At 57.2% G+C, this 2402-nt stretch carries 1 protein-coding gene and 1 pseudogene; both read left to right on the top strand.

Features of this window, described 5'->3' with window-relative positions; genetic code table 11:
• A pseudogene (locus AC1C2N_RS16210) lies at positions 1-198 on the top strand (hypothetical protein); the annotation flags it as partial.
• A 508-nt stretch (positions 199-706) separates the two neighbouring features.
• A complete protein-coding gene (gene ltrA, locus AC1C2N_RS16205) occupies positions 707-2173 on the top strand; it encodes a group II intron reverse transcriptase/maturase (protein ID WP_495434589.1) in 1467 nt (488 codons plus the stop codon).
• The last annotated feature ends 229 nt before the right edge of the window (positions 2174-2402 follow it).

The raw sequence follows: 2402 nt of genomic DNA, 5'->3' as shown, positions 1-2402 counted from the left end.
ATCCGTTCGGTGATCACGAAACGTAAGCCACGTAACGCCCGTGCTGGCGCGCCGGTGGGTGACGATCTGGTCGAGCGTGAGTTCACCGCGGAGCAGCCGAACTGGTTGTGGCTTACGGATATTGAGCGCCACGAGGCGTTCTTGAACCTTGCGGTGATGAAAGGACACCGCTCCGCGTCTGTCGCAGCAGTCGCGTGATAGCTGGAGGACGATCTGCCTCGCTGGTACGAGCGAGGTGGGTGGAGCAGTCCTCGACAACGACGAGTCGTATCCAGTACTGCCAGATGGTGCGGGCTCGGCAAGCGAGACGGAGAGGTATACGTACAGGAACCAGTGGCTGAAAGCCCCTCAATTCAAGACCACCGACTCTAAACCTGGCGGATTCGGGTCGGGTTACATTGCGCACCCTCGCTACATGAGTAGCGTGGGGAACTCTTTGGGTGGGTGATGTCGCCGCCCGGGAGGCCATGGTGAATGCCTGCGGCGTAACCATGGCGATGATGTTGGGGCATAACTGGGTACCAATCCCGTCAAATGGTTCGGGAATGAACGTGGGAACCATCCCGGCTCCGCCGAAGGTACTCGCTGCATCCAGCAGCAGAGTTACTCGGTTGGACACGTGGCCTGTTGATCGGGTCGGGGTGGGGCGGAGAACTCGTAGTAGTCCGAGGTCGGGAAAGCCGGCCACATGGCGAAGGAGTTCAGTGTGATTGCAGAATCTGGAAGCAGTAAAGGAGATACAACCGTGAATACGGATGTTTCGTGGCCTGCCGACACTACGGAGGCATGGGCGCGAGTACTGAAGATGCAGACGAAACTGCACCAATGGGCGAAGAACGATTCTGTTCGTCGCTTCGATGATGTGTTCAACCTCGTCTATGACCCAGCATTCCTCGTTGCGGCGTGGAATCGGGTGCAGGGCAATAAAGGAGGTCGTACTGCCGGTGTCGATGGAGTCGTTCCACGATCCATTCCGCTGGAACGTGTGCGAGGAATGCTTTCCGAGCTGCGTGCAAGCGTGAAGCTTGGAGAGTTTCACCCTGAACGGGTGAGGCAGAAATCGATCCCGAAAGCAAACGGTAAAGTCCGTAGGTTGGGGATTCCGACGATGACCGATCGAATCGTTCAGGCCTCTTTGAAGCTGGTATTGGAGCCGATCTTCGAGGCTGATTTTCAGCCATCGTCGTATGGGTTTCGGCCGCGTCGTCGAGCGCAGGACGCTATTGCGGAGATTCACTTCTATGCCTCGCGCGGCTACGTGCAGGTATTTGAAGCAGATATCACCGCATGTTTCGATGAAATCGATCACGACGCGCTCATGCAGCGGGTTCGTACCCGGATCATCGATAAGCGAATCCTGCGTCTGGTTCGCGGGTTCCTAGGCGCAGGAGTTCTTTCTGAGGACGGTGTGAACAGGAACACGTATACCGGCACCCCGCAGGGCGGGATACTCTCCCCTTTGCTGGCAAATATCGCGCTGTCGGTTGTGGACGAACACTTCCAACGCAAGTGGGAAGCGTATGGTTCGCAATGGGAGCGTACAAAGCATCAGCGTGCTGGGGGCGCGACGATGAAATTGGTGCGTTACGCGGACGATTTCGTGGTTCTTGTTCGTGGCAGTCGCGCTGATGCTGAAGCGCTCTGGGATGAAGTTACCAAGGTGCTCTCGCCGATAGGTTTACGCCTGTCGGTGGAGAAGACTTTGGTGACGCATGTGGACACGGGGTTTGATTTCTTAGGGTGGCGCATCCAGCGCCGCAGGGTCAGGGGTCATAACGGGAAAACAGCGATCTACACGTACCCGTCGCGGAAGTCTTTGGCTTCGATTCGGGACAAGATCAGGTTATTGACCCGTAGAGCATCACATCGGACACTCGCCGAGCTGTTACGCCGGTTGAACCCGGCGATACGGGGGTGGTGTAGCTATTTTCAGCACGGGGTCGTGAAACATACCTTCAGCTGTATCGACCACTTCGCTTTTTGGCGGATTGTTGGATGGTTGAAGAAACGACATCCGAAGCAGAATATGCGCACATTGGTACGTCGTCACCTACCTGGTTGGGTGATTCGTGCCGAGGGGATCGAGTTCTTTCGCGCGTGGCAAGTCACTGTGGCTCGTTATCGATATCGAGGAACTCGTATCCCTACTCCATGGGCGAATGCTACGGCGTAATTACATGGAGAGCCGGATGCTCAGGAATGGGCACGTCCGGTTCGGAGGGCGGCCAGCAGAAACCCATCCGCAGCAATGCGGGCAGGGCGCTGCTGGCCGACCCTACACGGAGCAGTGGACGAAAGAAGGCAGACTCTATCTCTGCGCGGTGAAAGACGTGTGGTCGAACCGGATCGTGGGCTACTCGATCGGTGACCGCATGCAAGCGGCCCTTGCTGTGACTGCGTTG

Source organism: Mycetocola sp. Y791, from assembly GCF_059445325.1.
Note: the sequence above shows the minus strand (reverse complement) of the source record. Positions and strands in the feature narration are given on the sequence as shown.